At 72.4% G+C, this 16885-nt stretch carries 14 protein-coding genes; 13 read left to right on the top strand and 1 reads right to left on the bottom strand.

Annotation, left to right across the window (positions count from 1 at the left end; translation table 11 throughout):
• Nucleotides 1-263: 263 nt before the first annotated feature.
• The 8 genes from EV384_RS03205 (at nucleotide 264) to EV384_RS03240 (ending at nucleotide 12517) form a co-directional block, all read left to right on the top strand.
• Nucleotides 264-2045 carry a Wzz/FepE/Etk N-terminal domain-containing protein gene (locus EV384_RS03205; protein WP_242623921.1) on the top strand — a complete coding sequence of 594 codons (1782 nt, stop codon included), beginning with the start codon at nucleotides 264-266 and terminating at the stop codon, nucleotides 2043-2045.
• Complete coding sequence (locus EV384_RS03210) at nucleotides 2042-3037, top strand: DUF3048 domain-containing protein (RefSeq protein WP_130329970.1); 996 nt, start codon at nucleotides 2042-2044, stop codon at nucleotides 3035-3037. The genes EV384_RS03205 and EV384_RS03210 overlap by 4 nt, the downstream gene beginning before the upstream one ends.
• Nucleotides 3034-4503 (top strand): O-antigen ligase family protein, encoded by a 1470-nt coding sequence (locus tag EV384_RS03215; RefSeq protein ID WP_165439864.1) that lies wholly within the window; start codon nucleotides 3034-3036, stop codon nucleotides 4501-4503. Before EV384_RS03210 ends, EV384_RS03215 begins: the two co-directional genes overlap by 4 nt.
• On the top strand, nucleotides 4503-5729 hold the full coding sequence (locus EV384_RS03220; RefSeq protein ID WP_130329974.1) for a hypothetical protein: 1227 nt from the start codon (nucleotides 4503-4505) through the stop codon (nucleotides 5727-5729). Before EV384_RS03215 ends, EV384_RS03220 begins: the two co-directional genes overlap by 1 nt.
• Entirely contained in the window at nucleotides 5726-6586 is an 861-nt protein-coding gene (locus EV384_RS03225) for a sulfotransferase family protein (protein ID WP_130329976.1), read from the top strand. The genes EV384_RS03220 and EV384_RS03225 overlap by 4 nt, the downstream gene beginning before the upstream one ends.
• Nucleotides 6574-8118, top strand: a complete 1545-nt coding sequence (locus tag EV384_RS03230; RefSeq protein ID WP_242623922.1) for a lipopolysaccharide biosynthesis protein — start codon at nucleotides 6574-6576, stop codon at nucleotides 8116-8118. Before EV384_RS03225 ends, EV384_RS03230 begins: the two co-directional genes overlap by 13 nt.
• A gap of 68 nt (nucleotides 8119-8186) precedes the next feature.
• Entirely contained in the window at nucleotides 8187-9230 is a 1044-nt protein-coding gene (locus EV384_RS03235) for a glycoside hydrolase family 26 protein (RefSeq protein ID WP_242623923.1), read from the top strand.
• Between the two features lie 290 nt (nucleotides 9231-9520).
• Complete coding sequence (locus tag EV384_RS03240) at nucleotides 9521-12517, top strand: malectin domain-containing carbohydrate-binding protein (RefSeq protein WP_242623924.1); 2997 nt, start codon at nucleotides 9521-9523, stop codon at nucleotides 12515-12517.
• Nucleotides 12518-12593: 76 nt separating this feature from the next.
• Here the strand turns inward: EV384_RS03240 and EV384_RS03245 are convergent, their stop codons facing one another.
• Nucleotides 12594-12986, bottom strand: coding sequence for a CBS domain-containing protein (locus tag EV384_RS03245; protein WP_089012004.1), 393 nt, complete (start codon nucleotides 12984-12986; stop codon nucleotides 12594-12596).
• A gap of 111 nt (nucleotides 12987-13097) precedes the next feature.
• On the opposite strand from EV384_RS03245, the gene EV384_RS03250 reads away from it, so the two are divergent.
• From EV384_RS03250 to EV384_RS03270, 5 genes are all read left to right on the top strand, one after another.
• Nucleotides 13098-13547 carry an NUDIX hydrolase gene (locus EV384_RS03250; RefSeq protein WP_165439865.1) on the top strand — a complete coding sequence of 150 codons (450 nt, stop codon included), beginning with the start codon at nucleotides 13098-13100 and terminating at the stop codon, nucleotides 13545-13547.
• A complete protein-coding gene (locus tag EV384_RS03255; RefSeq protein ID WP_130329978.1) occupies nucleotides 13544-14314 on the top strand; it encodes a hypothetical protein in 771 nt (256 codons plus the stop codon). The genes EV384_RS03250 and EV384_RS03255 overlap by 4 nt, the downstream gene beginning before the upstream one ends.
• Before the next feature lie 80 nt (nucleotides 14315-14394).
• Nucleotides 14395-15126 (top strand): phosphocholine cytidylyltransferase family protein, encoded by a 732-nt coding sequence (locus EV384_RS03260; RefSeq protein ID WP_130340189.1) that lies wholly within the window; start codon nucleotides 14395-14397, stop codon nucleotides 15124-15126.
• Nucleotides 15114-16178: an iron-containing alcohol dehydrogenase family protein gene (locus EV384_RS03265; protein WP_130329980.1), complete on the top strand. Its 1065-nt coding sequence runs from the start codon at nucleotides 15114-15116 to the stop codon at nucleotides 16176-16178. The genes EV384_RS03260 and EV384_RS03265 overlap by 13 nt, the downstream gene beginning before the upstream one ends.
• Nucleotides 16156-16878 carry a CDP-alcohol phosphatidyltransferase family protein gene (locus EV384_RS03270; RefSeq protein WP_130329982.1) on the top strand — a complete coding sequence of 241 codons (723 nt, stop codon included), beginning with the start codon at nucleotides 16156-16158 and terminating at the stop codon, nucleotides 16876-16878. Before EV384_RS03265 ends, EV384_RS03270 begins: the two co-directional genes overlap by 23 nt.
• Nucleotides 16879-16885 lie beyond the last annotated feature (7 nt).

The following is a 16885-nucleotide window of genomic DNA, read 5'->3' on the forward strand; positions in this document are numbered from 1 at the left end:
GCCTGGTCAGCTGGTCAGGGGAACGGTGACTCTGAAGGTGATAGCAGAAGCGCACCCGTGCATTATCGTCCCGGCACCCTCCGGGCAGAAGTGGCGGACTTTCGGCGACTTCCACTCTCCGCTCCGATCAGGGAGACTCAGGGTTCACCGTGGCGCGGACGCCCCACGGCTGACTGGCCGGTCCGGTCGAAAGGGAGCGACATACTTCGATGCCCTCGCCTCACCACCCCGATCTGCAGCACGACGCGGACGGTCCCACGCTGATGTCCTACCTCGAGTGGCTCCGCCGCCGGTGGTGGATCCTCGCGGTCGCGGCCCTGCTCGGCATCGGATCCGGCCTGCTCGTCACCCACCTGCAGACGCCCGCCTACACCTCCACCACGTCGGTGCTGGTGCGCCAGGTGGGTCCGGACGCGATCCCGGGCACCAAGGTCAATCTCGACACCGAGGCGCAGGTGGTCCGCTCCCTGGTGGTGGCCGAGCGGGCCCGCACCCTGTTGAAGACCGGCACCATCGGCGAGGACCTGGTCCGGTCGCTGACGGTCACCGTCCCACCGAACAGCCAGGTTCTCCAGATCGCGTACGAGGGCACCACGCCGCAGGCGGCGCAGAACGGGTCGCACTCCTTCGCGCAGGCGTACCTCGACCTGCGGCTCGATACGGCGACCAAGGCGCTGGAGAACGAGACCACCTCGATCAACCAGCAGATCACCGAGGTCAAGAAGCAGCTGGCCGCGACCGCGGGCAAGATAGCCGCGGCCCCGGCGAACTCCGCCGCCCGGGCTCAGGCCGAGGCCGACCGGCAGGTCCTCACCAACCAGCTCACCCGGCTCAACGAGCGGCTCAGCCCGCTGCAGGACAACACGCCCGACCCGGGCCAGATCATCTCCGACGCGGCCCTGCCCCGGCAGCCCAGCTCGCCGAACCGCACGCTGAACCTGGCCAGCGGGATGGGCGCCGGAGTGCTCTTCGGCATCGTGCTCGCCCTGGTCCTGGACCGGCTCGACACCCGCGTCCGACGGGGCCGGGACGTGGCCGCCCGCACGGGCCTGTCGACGCTGCTGGAGCTGCCGGTCCGCGCACCGTCGCTGACCGTCCTGCCGCCCGCCCACCGGGTCTCCCGTGAGCTCGGCCGGCTGCGCAACGTGCTGCTCTCGATCATGCCGGAACCCCGGCCGGGGCGCGGTCGGCAACTGCTCCTCACGGACACCTCGCCCGGCCCAGCAGCCGGTTTCATCGCCGGCAACCTGGCCGCCGCGTACGCCCGCACCGGCGCTCAGGTCGCGGTCGTCACCACCAGGGCCGACTCGCCGCTGACCGCCATGTTCGGCGGGGTGAAACCTCGGCGCACCCTCGCCGACGTGCTGCGGCACGACGTCGGCGCGCTCGCCGCGCTCACTCCCGCACCCGGTCTCAACACGCTGCGCGTCCTGCTGCCCGGTGACCTGGACACCGACCTCGAGCTGCCGGTCGCCAGCATGCTGGAGATCCTCAACGAGCTCGCTGACCGCTTCGACCACGTGCTGATCGAGACCGCCCGGCCCACCCAGGCCGTCGAGGCACAGGCCCTGGCCCGGCACGTCGACGGCGTGATCCTCGTGATCGAGAGCGGGCGGACCCGGAGCAGCGAGATCACCGCTGCCCTGCAGCAGTTCGAGCAGGTGAACGCGCCGGTGCTCGGTAGCGTGCTGGCTCCCCGCCTGCCGGAGCAGGCCGGCGTTCAGGCCACCGGGGGTGCCAAGCGGGACGAGAAGTCGCCGTCACCCCGGCAGCGCCCGGAGCCCGTCTTCCGCCCGGGGGCGCAGCAGTCCAGTGACAGCACCATGATCCTGCCCCGGCCGGTCGACCGGCCTGCGGGCACCTCCACCCCGCCCAAGCCGGCCCCGACCACGGCCCCCGCGGCCCAGCCCGGCTCGCCCGCGTCGGTCAAGGCCGCCGGCGCCGTCCGGCAGTCCACCGTCTACCGGTCGAAGCGCGACACCGATGGCGTCGACAGCAGGAGCCGGCTATCGATGGCCTTCGACCCGGTCGAGGACCAGGAGTGAGGCTTCGGCGGGCTGTCGTGGCGTCGGCCGCGGGAGTTCTCATCGCCGCGCTCGGTGCCGCCTGCTCCGAGCCGCCGCCGCCGGGCGCGAGCGACCTGGTCGATCCGGGTACGCCGGTGCCGAAGCCCACCCCGACGCCCAGCCTGCTGGCGGGGCCGCTCTCCGGACAGCCACTCACCCAGACGGCCGCGGTCACCCGACAGGCGATCGCGGTGCCGATCCGGGCGAGCGAGACCGGCACCCCGACCGGGCTCGACGCGGCGGACCTGGTCTACCAGGAGTTCGCCGAGTCGGGCAGTCTGCACCTCAGTGCGGTCTACCAGTCCCGGGACGCGACGAAGATCGGCCCGGTCGCCGAGGTCCGCCCGGTCGACATCCGCAGCGTCGGGGTGCTCCGCCCCTGGCTCGGCTACGCGGGCGGCCCCACCGGCTTCGTCAACCAGCTGTCCGCCGCCGACCTCGCCGGCGTGACGCCGGCACAACGCAGGGCCGCGTTCCCGAGCGGGTACACCTCGACCGCAGCACTGCGTGCGGCCGCGCCGAAGGGCGGCACCGCCCCGGCGCCGCTCTTCGACTACGCGACCCCGGGCACGCCGCTGGCCACCCAGGACGTCACGCCTGCCGGCAAGCTCACCGTCTCCGCATCCGGCCACCCCACCCAGACCTGGACGTACGACGAGGCGAGCCAGCAGTGGGTGGGGCGGGTCGGCAGGACCACGGTGAAGGCCGCCTCGGTCATCGTGCTCACCATGGAGTACCGGACGCTGACCGTCCGTAAGCCCAGCCCCCGCTCGCTGCCGAGCGCCAACGTCTACGGCAAGGGCAAGGCTCTGGTGGTGTCCGGGCCGTCGAGCGCAAAGGCGGGATGGAGCAAGCCGGGACAGAAGCTCGTCTGCAACGTTACCGACCTGGCCGGGTACCAGATCCGGCCGCAGCCGGGCACCGCATGGGTGATCTACGCCCCGACGACGGCTCGGGTAGCGGTGACATGAAGACGCTCGCCCCGCTCCGGTCCACGCGGCCGGAGCCGGTGCCGACGGATCAGGTTCCGACGGGCACGATCGCCGGTGCCCGCGCCGCCCGGCGCCGGTGGCTCCCCCCGGCGTGGCCGCTGACCGCGCTCTTCGTGCTCTACCCGCTGTGGTGGGCGCTCGGCCTGCCCTCGTTCATCTTCGCCATCCTTGCCGTGCCGATGGCGCTCCAGCTACGCAAGCGCGACCGCATCCGGGTACCCCCCGGGTTCGGGTTCTGGCTGATCCTGCTCGCCTGGGTGGTGCTCTCCGGGCTGATGCTGGACATCACCGCACCGAACACCCTGGCCCCGGACGGCTTCGGCCGGTACATCGGCTGGGGCATCCGGGTGATGAACTACACCGCGCTGACCGTGGCGATGCTCTACGTGCTCAACCTGACCGAGAAGGAGCTGCCCCGGATCCGGATGCTGCAGCTCTTCGGGTTCCTGGCCGTGGTCACCGTGATCGGCGGGTACGTCGGCGCGCTGATGCCCGACCTGAAGTTCACCGCCCCGCTCAACTACATCCTGCCCGACGTCATCGCCAAGGAGCCATTCGTCAACCGGCTGATGCACGTGGAGGTCGCCCAGGTGCAGGAGGTGCTCGAGGGCGAGGCCAGCTCGCCGCGGCCGGCCGCCCCCTTCGAGTACACGAACACCTGGGGCGAGAACATGGGCATCCTGCTCATCTGGTTCATCGTCGGCTGGGTGGTGTACGGCCGGGGGTGGCGCCGGCTCGCCGGGTACCTGCTGGTGGGCGCCGCGATCTTCCCGATCGTCTTCTCGCTCAACCGTGGTCTCTGGATCGGACTGGTGATCGCCGCCGTCTACGTCGCCCTGCGGCTGGCGCTGCGCGGCCGGATCGCCGTCCTCGCGGGCATGGCGCTGGCCACCGCGCTGGCCGGGGTCCTGGTGCTGGCCTCCCCGCTGGGCGGCCTGCTCGACGAGCGGATGCAGAACGGGCACAGCGACGAGATCCGGGCCACCCTGTCCAGCGGGGCCCTCGAGGCGGCCACGCACTCCCCGGTGCTGGGCTACGGCGCCAACCGGGCGCTCATCGGCAGCAACCGGTCGATCGCGATCGGCAAGTCGGCCGACTGCAAGCAGTGCGGCAACCGGGAGCTGGGCAGCAACGGGCAGGTCTGGAACCTGCTGGTGGGGCAGGGCTGGGTCGGCGCCTTCTGTTACAGCGCGTTCTTCCTCTGGTGCCTGTGGCGGTTCCGGCGCGACCATACCCCCATCGGCATCGCCGGCAGCCTGGTGCTGATCCTGATGCTGTTCTTCCAGTTCCTCTACGGCGCGCTCAACACCACGCTGGCGTACGGCCTGATCAGCGTGGCGGTGCTCGCCCGCAACGACCGGCATCTAAGGTCGCTGCGCCGGGACGCGCTGGCCGCGGCGGCGTCCGGCGAATCGACCGACCGGCCGGAACGGCGGACCCGCTGATGACCGCAACCCCGCGCGTCGGTGACGCCCGCGCCGCGTACCTGCCCGAGCTGGCCGCCGTGGTCTGGCCGGAACCGGCCGACCCGACCCTGCGCCGCGGTGGCGCCGGCTACGCCGTGGTGCCGTCGGCCGCGCGGCCCCGGCTGCTGGTGCCCGCCGGCTCCCGGCGGGCCGCGGCGAGCGCGGTCCGGCACTCGACGGAGGCGGTGGGTACGAAGGCCCGGCTGCGCCGGTCGTTGCTGGCCACCGCCTTCCGCACCGGCGTCGGTCGGCTCGCCTTCCGGGATCGCCTGCTGGTCGGGGCGACCGCGGGAACGCTGGAGGAGCACCTGGCCGAGGTGCTCGGCGGCCCGGCGCTGCTGAGCATCCACATCGGTCCGGCGCGGGCCAACCGCAAGCCGGTGATCCAGCTGCTCGACGAGCGGGGCCGGCCGCTGGGCTACGCCAAGCTGGGCGTGGACCCGCTCACCCGCGGCCTGGTCGACACGGAGGCCGAGGTCCTGCGCCGGCTGGCCGCCGTCGACCTGCCCGGGATCGCGGTGGCCGAGGTGCTGTATCACGGCGGCTGGGGCGGGCACGCCCTGCTCGTGCAGAGCGCGCTCCCCGTCGAGCTGCCCCGGGCGGCGCCGACGGTGGCCGCCGAGCGGGAGCGGGCCGCGATGGTCACGGTCAGTCGCTGCCTGGGCGTCGACCGCCGGCCCTTCACCGGCAGCGGGTACGCCGAGCGGCTCGCCGCCGAGGTCGAGGCGCTGGGTGACCGGCCGGAGACCGCTCGGCTGCGGGCGGCGCTGGCGGGCGTGCGCGGGCTCGACCCGACCCTCGACCTCGGCGCCTGGCACGGCGACTGGAATGGTGGCAACAGCGCGGCGCTGGCCGACGGTCGGATGCTCGTCTGGGACTGGGAGCGGTTCGCGGCGGGCGTGCCGGTCGGCTACGACGCGCTGCACCGACGGCTCCAGACCGCGATCACCAAGGCCGGGGTGGAGCCGACGACGGCGGCCCGCGAGCTGCTGGCCGGGGCGGCGGGGACGCTGGCGCCGTTCGGGCCGCCGGCCGGCACCGAAGACCTGGTGGTAGTGCTGTACCTGGTCGAGCTGGCCGCGCGCTACCTGCGCGACCGGCAGGCCGAGGCGGGCGCCCGGTTGGGACACGTGGCCGCCTGGCTGTTGCCGGCGGTGGAGGATCACCTGGCCACCCGGCCGGGTGCGGGAGGAGTGGCGAAGTGACGCTGGTCAAGGCACAGGCGCGACGGGCGGTTCGCTCGGTGACGCGGACGGTCGGTCGGTGGACGGCCGGCTCGCGGCTGGCCCCAGACTTCCTGATCGTGGGCGCCCAGCGGTGCGGCACGACGTCGCTGTTCAAGACGCTCTCCCAGCACCCGGCCGTGCTACCGGCGGTCTACCACAAGGGCGTTCACTACTTCGACACCGGCTACGACCGGGGCATGGACTGGTACCTCGGGCACTTCCCGACGGTCCGCCGGGCCGAGGCGGTGCGGGAGCAGCTCGGGGTGCGCGGGGTGACCGGCGAGTCGAGTCCGTACTACATGTTCCACCCGCTGGCCGCGGACCGGATCGCCGCCGACCTGCCCTCGGTCCGACTGCTGGTGCTGCTGCGCGACCCGGTGGAGCGGGCGTACTCGGCGCACGCGCACGAGTCGGCCCGGGGTTTCGAGAGCGAGCCGTTCGAGCGGGCGCTCGAGCTGGAGCAGAGCCGGATCGCCGGCGAGCGGGAGCGGCTGCTGGCCGACCCGACCGCGCACAGCCACCACTACCAGCACAACGCGTACCTGAACCGCGGGCAGTACGTCGAGCAGCTGGAGCGACTGGAGTCGATCTTCGGTCGGGACAGGCTGCACGTGGTCGACGCCGACGACTTCTTCGCCGACCCGCGGCCGGCCTTCGACGCGGTCTGCGACTTCCTCGGCTTGCCGCACCGGACGGACATCTCGTTCGGCAAGCACAACTCGCGGTCCCGCTCGCCGATGGACCCGGCGTTGCGGGCCCGGCTGGAGGCGCACTTCGCACCGTACGACGACCGGCTGGCCACCTGGTGGGGACGCGTACCGTCGTGGCGACGGTAACGCCCATCCGGGCACAGGGCACCGAACTGGGCGGTGCCGCCCGGCATGGTGTGCTGAACCTGCTCGGCGTGGCGGTGGCGGCGATCGCCGGCTTCGGGCTGAACATCGTGGTCACCCGCGGCTGGTCGATGGCGGAGGCGGGCCTGTTCTTCGCCGCCACCAGCGCGTTCATGATCGCGTACGCGGCCGCCCGGCTCGGCACGGGCATCGGCTCGGTCTACTTCATCAGCCGGTACCGGACGCTCGGGCAGCCGGAACGGATCCGGGCCTCGGTGCTGGTCGGGCTGCTGCCGGTGCTGCTGGTGGGTGTCCTGCTCGCGGTGGCCGGCTGGCTGCTCACCCCGCAGCTCGTCGAGCTGACCTTCGCCGAGCCGGTCCCCGGCGCGGTGCCGGCGCTCCGCGCGCTGCTGCTCTTCGTGCCGGTGGCCGCGCTCTGCGACTTCGCGCTGGCCGCCTGCCGGGGCTTCGGCAAGATGCGTCCGCTGCTGCTGATCGAGCGGCTGGGACGCAACGGGCTGCAACTGCTCGGCGTGCTGCTGGCCGCCGTGCTCGGTCTCTCCGCCACCACGGCGTTGCCGCTGGCCTGGGCGCTGCCGTACGCGCCGGCCGCGCTGGCCGCCATGTTCTGGCTGGCCCGGCTGATCCGGCGGGCGGAACGTGCCGCCGGACCGGACCGCCCGCAGCCGGTCGGCTGGCGGGAGGAGTTCGGCCCGTACTGGCGGTACAGCGGGCCGCGGGCGCTGAGCGGGCTCGCCCAGATGGTGGTGCAGCGGCTGGACATCGTCCTGCTGGGCGCGCTGCGCGGGCTCTCCGAGGCGGCGCTCTACACCGCGGCCACCCGGTTCCTTGCCCTCGGGCAGCTCTCCGGCCAGGCGCTGTCGACCGCCGTCCAGCACCGGCTGGCGGAGCAGCTGGCCCGCGAGGACCGGGCCGCGGCCGGGCGGCTCTACCAGGCCGCGACCGGGTGGCTGGTGCTGCTGGCCTGGCCGGCCTACCTGCTCTTCGCCTCGTTCGCCGGGCCCATGCTGGCCCTGTTCGGCTCCGGCTACGGCGCCGGCCGGACGGTCACGGTCTACCTGGCCCTGATGATGCTGGTCGCCACCGGTTGCGGCATGGTCGACACGGTGCTGAACATGGCCGGGAAGACGGCCTGGACGTTCTACAACGCGCTCGCCGGCACCCTGGTCAACGTGGTCGCGAACGTCCTGCTCATTCCCCGCTACGGCATCATGGGTGCGGCGGTCGCCTGGTCCGCGTCCATTCTGATCACCAATCTCGTGCCGCTGGTCCAGCTGCACCGGGCGTTCCGGCTGCATCCGTTCGGGCCGGGCACACTCACCGCGGCCGGGCTGGCGCTGGCCTGCTTCGGGGTGCCCTCGTTGGTGCTGCACACGGTCACCGACCCCGGGCTGGTCGCCCTGCTGGTGGTCGCGGTGCTGGGTGCCGCCGGGTACGCGGCGGCGGCCTGGCGACTGCGTCGGGTGCTCCAGCTCGACGCCCTGCGGACGCTGCGACGCAGCCGGAGGCGATGACCGGCGGCCCGACACGACATCGATCACCGGCATGACCGGTGGCATCAACACGGGGAGGCACGGCAACGATGAAACGGGTCCAAGGCACGGTGGCAATCCTGATGGGATCGGTGCTGGCCCTGACGGCCTGCCAGCAGGAGGCACCGGCACCCATCACACCGGCCCCACCGGCCAGCGCGACCGCCCCGGTCCAGCCCCGGTCGGTGGACGGCCTGGCGACCACCGGGCGGGGCCCGGAGATGCCGGCGAAGGGCGCGTGGCTGGGTGCCTGGGTGAAGCCGGACTGGCAGACGCCCGACGGACGGGTCAACGCCCTGACGACCTTCGGCGAGCAGACCGGCGGCAGGGTGGCCCTGGCCCACATGTTCCACGAGTGGGAAGAGGACTTCCCGGGCCCCACCGAGCACGCGATGCAGGCGGCCGGGATGCTGCAGATGATCTCCTGGTCCGGTACCGACACCCGGTCCATCACGGCCGGCGTGTACGACCAGCTGATCCGGCAGCGGGCCGAGGGCATCAAGGACTTCGGGGTGCCGGTGCTGCTGCGCTGGCGGTGGGAGATGGACCGGCCCAACCTGCGCCAGAGCGTCCGGTCGCCCGAGGACTACGTGGCGGCGTGGAAGCACATCCGGGCCATCTTCACCGAGGTGGGGGCGACGAACGCCGCCTGGGTCTGGTGCCCGCACGTGCTCGGCTTCGTCGAGTCGGACCGGAACGCCGCCGCCTACTACCCGGGCGACGACCAGGTGGACTGGCTGTGCACGGACGTCTACCCGGGCAAGGACTACGTCGGCTTCGCCGAGCAGATGGACACCTTCATGGCCTTCGCCCGGAACCGGCCGCGGCCGGTCCTGATCGGCGAGTTCGGCGTCACCCACGACGGACAGCCGGGCCAGCGCGGCGAGTGGTTGCGGGAGGCCCGCGCCTACGTGAAGCGGCACCCGCAGATCAAGGCGGTGGTGTACTTCGCGGCCAAGCAGACCAAGGGGCCGGAATACGACAGCACCTTCGACGACGACCCCGAGGGCCTGGCCGCCTACCGCGAGCTCACCTCGGACCCGTACTTCTCGGCGCCGGTGCCGACGACCACGCCGGGAGGTCCGCCGAGCTGACCTCCACCGTTCGTGCGACCGATTCACCTCTCCCGGTATCCGCCCCGTCCTGTAGACGGGTATAAAGGTCATCCAGGGTGGACGCCGTCGCAGAAATACGGAAGTGTGTGCCCATCACCCTGTTCCCGGCCGTACGCCCCCGATCGGCAGCGCCACCAACCGATGTCCGGTCGGCCGGGCCGGCCACCTTTTTCTCCGTCACTCCCTCGGAGCTGCCCGTGGTTCATCTTCCGGCGATTACGCGCCGATCATTCGCGCTGGTCACCGCCGCCTTTGTCGGCGTCGGTGGCGTGCTGTCCGCCAGCCCCGCGCTGGCCGCACCCGGCCACGACACCGTGGTCAGCAGCGTCCCTGCCAAGAACACGCCGAACATCGTGGACGGCACGGTCTTCGCCATCCACGACGCCGGCAGCAAGGTCATCGCGGGCGGGTCCTTCACCCAGGTACGGAACCAGGACTCGACCACCGACCTGCCCCGCAAGTACCTCCTCGCCTTCGACGACGCCGGCACGGTCGACACGGCGTTCGCCCCCGTGCTCGACGGCGACGTCTCGGCCATCATCGCCGGCCCCACCGCCGGCACCGTCTACATCGCCGGTGACTTCAACACCGTCAATGGGCAGAACCGCCGCAAGGTGGCGCTGCTCAACGTCGCCGACGGCTCGCTGGTCACCACCTTCAAGGGTCCGGGCTTCAACGGCCTGGTCAACGACATCCAGAAGGTCGGTGACCGGCTGCTGGTGGCCGGCGTCTTCACCATCGCCGGCACCGGGGTCAACCGCGGCGGCCTGGCCTCCCTGAACGCCAGCACCGGCGCGGTGGACAGCTACCTGACCACCAACCTGACCGAGAACCACAACTGGACCGCGGGCAGCACCGGCGTAGCGAAGGCGGGGGTGGGCGGGGAGAAGCTCGCTGTCTCCCCCGACGAGAAGCAGCTGGTCGTCATCGGCAACTTCAAGAAGGCCAACGGGGTCCTGCACGACCAGATCGTGAGAATCGACCTCGGTGCCGACTCGGTGAGCGTCGCCGACTGGAACACCGACCGGTACTCGCCGGCCTGCAAGTCCTCGGCGTTCGACTCGTACATCCGGGATGTGGCCTTCGCCCCGAACGGCAAGTACTTCGTGGTGGTGACCACCGGTGCCTCGTACGCCGGGACGCTCTGCGACTCGGCGGCCCGCTGGGAGGCCGACGCCTCCGGCCCCGGGCGGCAGCCCACCTGGGTGAACTACAGCGGCGGGGACACCTTCCTGTCCACCGGCATCAGCGAGCAGGCCGTCTATGTCGGCGGCCACTTCCGCTGGGCGAACAACCCGATCTCCCGCGACATGGCGGGGCCGGGCGCGGTCGGCCGGGCCAGCATCGCGGCCCTCGACCCGGCCAGCGGCCTGCCGCTGTCCTGGAACCCGGGCCGCAACCCCCGTGGGTACGGCGTCACCGAGATGCTGGTGACCCCGCAAGGGCTCTGGCTGGGCAGCGACCAGGACTGGATCGGCAACTACAACTACAAGCGGGGGAAGATCGCCTTCTTCCCGCTCACCGGCGGCAACGCTCCGCACTCCACCGCCACCAAGGGCCTGCCGGGCAACGTCTACCAGGCCGGCCGCTCGGCGCAGACCGAGGTGCTCTACCGGGTCAACGCCGGTGGTGCGGCCATCAACGCGACCGACGGCGGCCCGAACTGGGCCGGCGACACAAAGGCGGCGCCGAGCACTCTGCACAACAGCGGCAACGACGTCTCGACGTACACCACCAACGCGACGGTGGACTCGACCGTGCCGTCGAGCACGCCGATCACGCTGTTCAACAGCGAGCGCTGGGATCTGGCGACCGCCCCGGACATGCAGTGGGACTTCCCGGTCGCTGCCGGCACCCGCGTGGACGTCCGGCTCTACCTGGCCAACCGGTACGCCGGCACCGCCACGGCGGGCAAGCGGAAGTTCGACGTCAGCATCGACGGCGTGCTGAAGCTGAACGACTTCGACCCGGTGGCCGCCACCGGCGGCACCAACCGGGGCACCATGCGGTCGTTCTCGACGGTGAGCGACGGCGTCGTCGACGTCGACTTCGGCCGTGTGCTGGAGAACCCGCTGATCCAGGGCATCGAGATCGTCAAGACCGCGCCGACGCCCACCGCGTCCGACGTGGTCTACCGGGTCAACGCCGGCGGGCCGGAGCTCATCCCCGCCAGCGGGCCGGCCTGGTTCGGCGACAGCAAGACGGTGCCGAGCGCCTACCACAACACCGGCAATGACGTCAGCACGTACACCACCAACGCCATTGTCGACGCCACCGTGCCGGCGGGCACGCCGATCCAACTGTTCAACGCCGAGCGCTGGGACCTGTCCACCACCCCGGACATGCAGTGGGACTTCCCGGTCCCGGCGGGCCAGCAGGTCCAGGTCCGGCTCTACCTGGCCAACCGGTACGCCGGCACCGCCACGGCCGGCAAGCGGAAGTTCGACGTCAGCATCGACGGCGTGCTGAAGCTGAACGACTTCGACCCGGTGGCCGCCACCGGCGGCACCAACCGGGGCACCATGCGGGCCTTCGCCATCACCAGCGACGGCAACGTCGACATCGACTTCGGCCGCGTGCTGGAGAACCCGCTGATCCAGGGCATCGAGATCGTCAAGCTTCCGCCGGTGCCGACCGGCGCCGCCGCCAACGCCGTGACCAAGCGGTCGTACGACGGCGCAGGCGCGGTGGGCGGGACGGTCGCCGTGTCGAACCCCGACAACACCGCATGGTCGACGGCCAAGGGCGCGTTCTGGGTCGGCGGCGACCTGTTCTACGGGATGAACGGCCAGCTCTACAGCCGCTCGTTCGACGGCAGCACCTTCGGTACTCCACGCAAGGTGGACCCGTACCACGACGCGAAGTGGGACCTGGTCCTGACGGGCTCCGCCCCGGAGGGGCAGACGTACGCCGGGGTCACCACGAACTACTACTCCGAGATCCCGAACGTGACCGGCATGTTCTACAGCGGTGGCCGCGTCTACTACACCCTGGCCGGCCAGAGCAGCCTGTTCTGGCGCTGGTTCACCCCGGACACCGGCACGGTCGGCGCAGAGCGGAACACCGTCGCCGGGACGACCGCCTTCGCCGACGCCGGCGCCATCTTCCTGAACGGCGACACGCTGTACGTCGTCGCCCGGAGGACCGGCGACCTGTCCTCGATGGCCTGGTCGGGCGGCGCGCCGACCGGCTCGGCGACCGTGCGCAGCGGTCCCAGCAAGGACGGGGTCGACTGGCGGGGCACGGCCGTGTTCGTCGGCCCGTGACCTGAGGCACCACCCCGCGAGGGCCCGGCCGGTATCGGCCGGGCCCTCGCCCGTTCCCGGACCGGGCGGCCCGGCTTCAGACCCTCGTCGGGGCGTGCTCCCGGGCCCAGACCCGCATCAGGTCCCGGACCGAGATAACCCCGGCGACCTCCCGGCCGTCGAGGACCACCAGGTGCCGGAAGCCGCCGCGGGCCATGGCCGCCGCCGCCTCCTCCACCGTCCAGTCCGGGCCGGCGTAGACCACGTCCCAGGTCAGGTGGGCCGCGGTGCGTTCGACGTCGCAGTCCAACCCCGCGCCGATCGCGTTGAGCACGTCACGTTCCGTCATGATCCCGACTCCTTCGGAGTCCGGATCGATCACCACCGCCGACCCGACACCGCGGGCCGACATCATCCGGGCCGCCTGCCGGAGCGTGTGCTCCGGGCCGACCACGAGAACCTCACTGGACATCGCTTCCCGAACCTGCATCACGCATCACCCCTGTGGGACGGCACCGGTACGGACATGGTGGACCATCGATGCGTACCGGGACAAGGCCGGGCATCGCCGAAATCGGCTCCGGCTCGCTACTGTCATCACGTGCCCACCGAGCCTCTCCGCTGCGCCGGCGCGCTGATCGTGAACGACGACGGCCGCATCTTCATCCAGCGCCGGTCCCCGGACCGGGCCATCTTCCCCAACTGCTGGGACATCGTCGGCGGTCATCTGGAACCGGGCGAGGGGGTGGAGGAGGCGCTGCGCCGCGAGGTCACCGAGGAGACCGGCTGGAGCGTCTCGCACGTCCTCGGGCTGGTCGGGGAGTACCGCTGGGCCGGCGACGACGGGCTGGAGCGGCTGGAGACCGACTTCCTGGTCCGGGTGGACGGCGATCTCAGCCGGCCCCGGCTGGAGGCGGGCAAGCACACCGAGTTCCGCTGGCTGGGCGAGGACGACGTCGCGCTGCTCGACGAGCACCGCCACGTCAACGACGGGCTGATCCGGCGGATCGCCGAGAACGGCTTCGCCGCGCTGCGGTCGATCGGTCTGTGAGCGACGGCGTCGAGCTGGCGCCGCACCGGTTCGCCGGGCTGGTCGCCCCGGCGGTCGACCGGGCCTTCGTCGCCGGCATGCTCGCCGGCCGCGACGGCGGCGGCGCCGAGCTGAGCTCACGGTACGGCGGGCCGGCCGCGACCGGCTTCCTGGTCGAGTTCCGCACCCGACTGGCCGCGCCCGGCGGGGCGGTGGACGGGCCGGGCTTCACGGCGGTGACCCGCTATCGGGACCCGGCCTCCTGCCGGCGCGCGCTGGACAAGCAGGTCGCCCACGGGATGCTGCACCGGGCCCCGGACGGGGGCTTCAGCGCCACCGAGCGCGGGCTCGCCTTCCTCGCCGGGATCTACCAGGTGCACGCCGAGGTGACCGAGGAGTTGTGGGCCGGCCACGACGACCGGGTGGTCCGCCTCGTGGAGGCGCTCGGCCGGCTGCTCGCGTACGCGCTGGTGCTGGCGGACTCGGAGCCGGCGGTCGCGGGCTCGGCCTTCGCCGCGATGGCCCCGCCGTACGAGCCGGAGGGCACCCCGCCGGGGGTGCTGCTGCTCAACCGGCTGGGCACCCTGCGGTACCACCGGGCGGACGCGCACGCGGCGGCGTGGCGGGCGGCGGGGCACACCGCGGCGAGCATCGCGGAGCTGCCGTCCGGGGCGGAACGGCTGGCGATCGAGCTGGAGACCGACCGCCGGGCCGCCGGGCCGTACGTCGTGCTGAGCGCGGAGGAGCGGCTGGCGATGCTCGCCGACCTGGCGGCCCTGCCCGGCTGACCACGGCTGGCGGCAGCGGCGAAGTCGCCCGGCGCTATCCTCCACCGGTGACCCGGAGTCGTACGGAGGAGGATGCCGGCATGATCGGGATGGTGCTCGCGGCCGGTGCGGGGCGCCGACTGCGCCCGTACACCGACACCCTGCCCAAGGCGTTGGTGCCGGTGGACGGTGACACCACCATCCTGGACATCGCGCTGCGCAACCTCGCCGAGGTCGGGCTGACCGAGGTGGTGATCGTGGTCGGCTACGCGGCGGACGCGGTCGTCCAGCGGCAGGCCGCCCTGGAGGAGAAGTACGGCGTGACGATCACGCTGGTGCACAACGACAAGGCCGAGGAGTGGAACAACGCCTACTCGCTCTGGCTGGCCCGGGAGCACTTCGCCCGGGGTGTGCTGCTGGTCAACGGCGACACCGTGCACCCGGTGAGCGTGGAGAAGACCCTGCTGGCCCAGCGCGGGCCGGGCATCCTGCTGGCCATCGACACCCTCAAGGTGCTGGCCGAGGAGGAGATGAAGACCACCTTCGACGCCGCCGGCCAGCTCACCCGGATCACCAAGCTGATGGACCCGGGCGAGGCGTACGGGGAGTACATCGGCGCGACGCTGATCGAGCCGCAGGTGGCCGACGCGCTCGCCGACGCGCTGGAGACGACCTGGCGGCGCGACCCGAACCTCTACTACGAGGACGGCTACCAGGAGTTCTCCGACCGGGGCGGCGAGGTGCGGGCGGCGCCGATCGGCGACGTCTCCTGGGTCGAGGTCGACAACCACGCCGACCTGGCCCGGGCGTGGGAGATCGCGTGCCGCTACTAGCCCGGACGATCCTCACCCCGCTGCACATCGACGTGCGGCGGGGCGCGGTGGCCGACCTGGCCGCGATCCTCGTCGACGGGCGGATCTCCGCGGGGGGCGACGTGGCGGTGGTGGTCGGGCCGGGGCAGGGCGAGCAGATCGCCGAGCTGATCCGGCCGTCGCTGCGCTCGGCGGACGTGTTCACCGTGGCCGGCGGCACCCTGGAGGCCGCCGATGACCTGGGCGCGAAGCTGCGGGCCCGCTCGTACGACGCCGTGGTGGGCATCGGCGGCGGCAAGACCATCGACGTGGCGAAGTACGCCGCCACCCGGCGCGGTCTGCCGATGGTGACCATGGCGACCAGCCTGGCCAACGACGGCATCGCCTCCCCGGTGGCCAGCCTCATCACCGACGGGATCAAGGGCTCGTACGGGGTGCACATCCCGATCGCGGTGATCGTCGACCTGGACTTCGTGGAGGCCGGCCCGGAGCGGCACAACCGGGCGGGCATCGGCGACGTGGTGAGCAACATCAGCGCGCTGGCCGACTGGGAGCTGGCCCGGCAGGTGCGCGGCGAGCCGGTCGACGGGCTGGCCGCCTCGCTGGCCCGGATGGGCGCCGAGGCGGTCCTCGCCCACCGCGGCGACATGACCGACGACGCGTTCGTCACCGTGCTCGCCGAGGCGCTGATCTCCAGCGGTTTGGCGATGGCGGTCTGCGGTACCAGCCGCCCGTCCAGCGGCGGCTGCCACGAGATCATGCACGCGGTCGACGCGCTCTTCCCCGGCACCGCCTCGCACGGCGAGCTGGCCGGCCTCGGGGCGCTCTTCTGCACCTTCCTCCGCGGCGACCAGCGGCGCTTCGCGGAGATGTCGGCCTGCCTGGCCCGGCACGGCCTGCCCCGGCTCCCGGCCGACGTGGGGCTGACCGACGACCGGTTCGTGGAGGCGGTGCAGTTCGCCCCGGCCACCCGGCCGGACCGCTACACCATCCTCGAACACCTCGCGATGTCGCCTACCGAGACGCGGGAGCGGCTGGCAGACTACGCCGGTGCACTCGACCACCTCGGCTGAGCCGTCCCGCCCCACCGTCGCCGACTTCCACCGGGTCAACCGGGGCGGCGGCCTGTTCAGCGAGTCGATCAGCCAGTGGCTGGGCGCGGCCTTCGCGCTGGCCGCCCAGCGGCTGGGGCTGCGCCCCACCGCGCTGAGCGTCGCCAACCTGCTGCTCGGCCTGGCCGCCTCGGTGACCGTGGTGGCGCTGGCCGACCGGGTCGCCGCCGGGTCCGTCCCGGCCTGGGTCGTCGGGCTGGTCGCGCTGGTCGGCTGGCAGGTCGCGTACGCCCTGGACTGCGCCGACGGGCAGCTCGCCCGGGTGACCGGGCAGGGCAGCGCCGCCGGCGCGCGGGTCGACGTGCTCTGCGACGTGGCGGCCCAGATCGCGCTGGTCACCGCCCTCGGCGCGACCGCCGTGGCGCAGCGCCCGTCGACGCCGGCCTGGCTGGTGGCGGTCTTCGCCGGCACCTGGATGGTCAACCTGGTCACCTCGGTGATGCAGGCCGGCCCGAACGCGGCCAGCATGGTCACCTCGACCTCGCTGCCGGTACGCCTGGTGAAGCTGGTCCGCGACTACGGCGCGGTGATCTTCCTGGCCGGCCTGGTGCTGACCTTCGCCCCCGCCCTGATGGTCTGGGTGATCGTCGCCTTCACCGTCGTCAACGGCGGCTTCCTCCTCGCCAGCATCGCCTTCTCCGCCCGCGCCTCGCTCCGCTGAGCCCCCC

Origin of the sequence: Micromonospora kangleipakensis, from assembly GCF_004217615.1 — a bacterium.
GTDB lineage: Bacteria > Actinomycetota > Actinomycetes > Mycobacteriales > Micromonosporaceae > Micromonospora > Micromonospora kangleipakensis.

Coding starts and splice junctions, on each gene's coding strand:
- EV384_RS03205 (WP_242623921.1), top strand. CDS start 264: ATGTCCTACCTCGAGTGGCTCCGCCGCCGGTGGTGGATCCTCGCGGTC.
- EV384_RS03215 (WP_165439864.1), top strand. CDS start 3,034: ATGAAGACGCTCGCCCCGCTCCGGTCCACGCGGCCGGAGCCGGTGCCG.
- EV384_RS03220 (WP_130329974.1), top strand. CDS start 4,503: ATGACCGCAACCCCGCGCGTCGGTGACGCCCGCGCCGCGTACCTGCCC.
- EV384_RS03235 (WP_242623923.1), top strand. CDS start 8,187: ATGAAACGGGTCCAAGGCACGGTGGCAATCCTGATGGGATCGGTGCTG.
- EV384_RS03245 (WP_089012004.1), bottom strand. CDS start 12,986: ATGCAGGTTCGGGAAGCGATGTCCAGTGAGGTTCTCGTGGTCGGCCCG.
- EV384_RS03260 (WP_130340189.1), top strand. CDS start 14,395: ATGATCGGGATGGTGCTCGCGGCCGGTGCGGGGCGCCGACTGCGCCCG.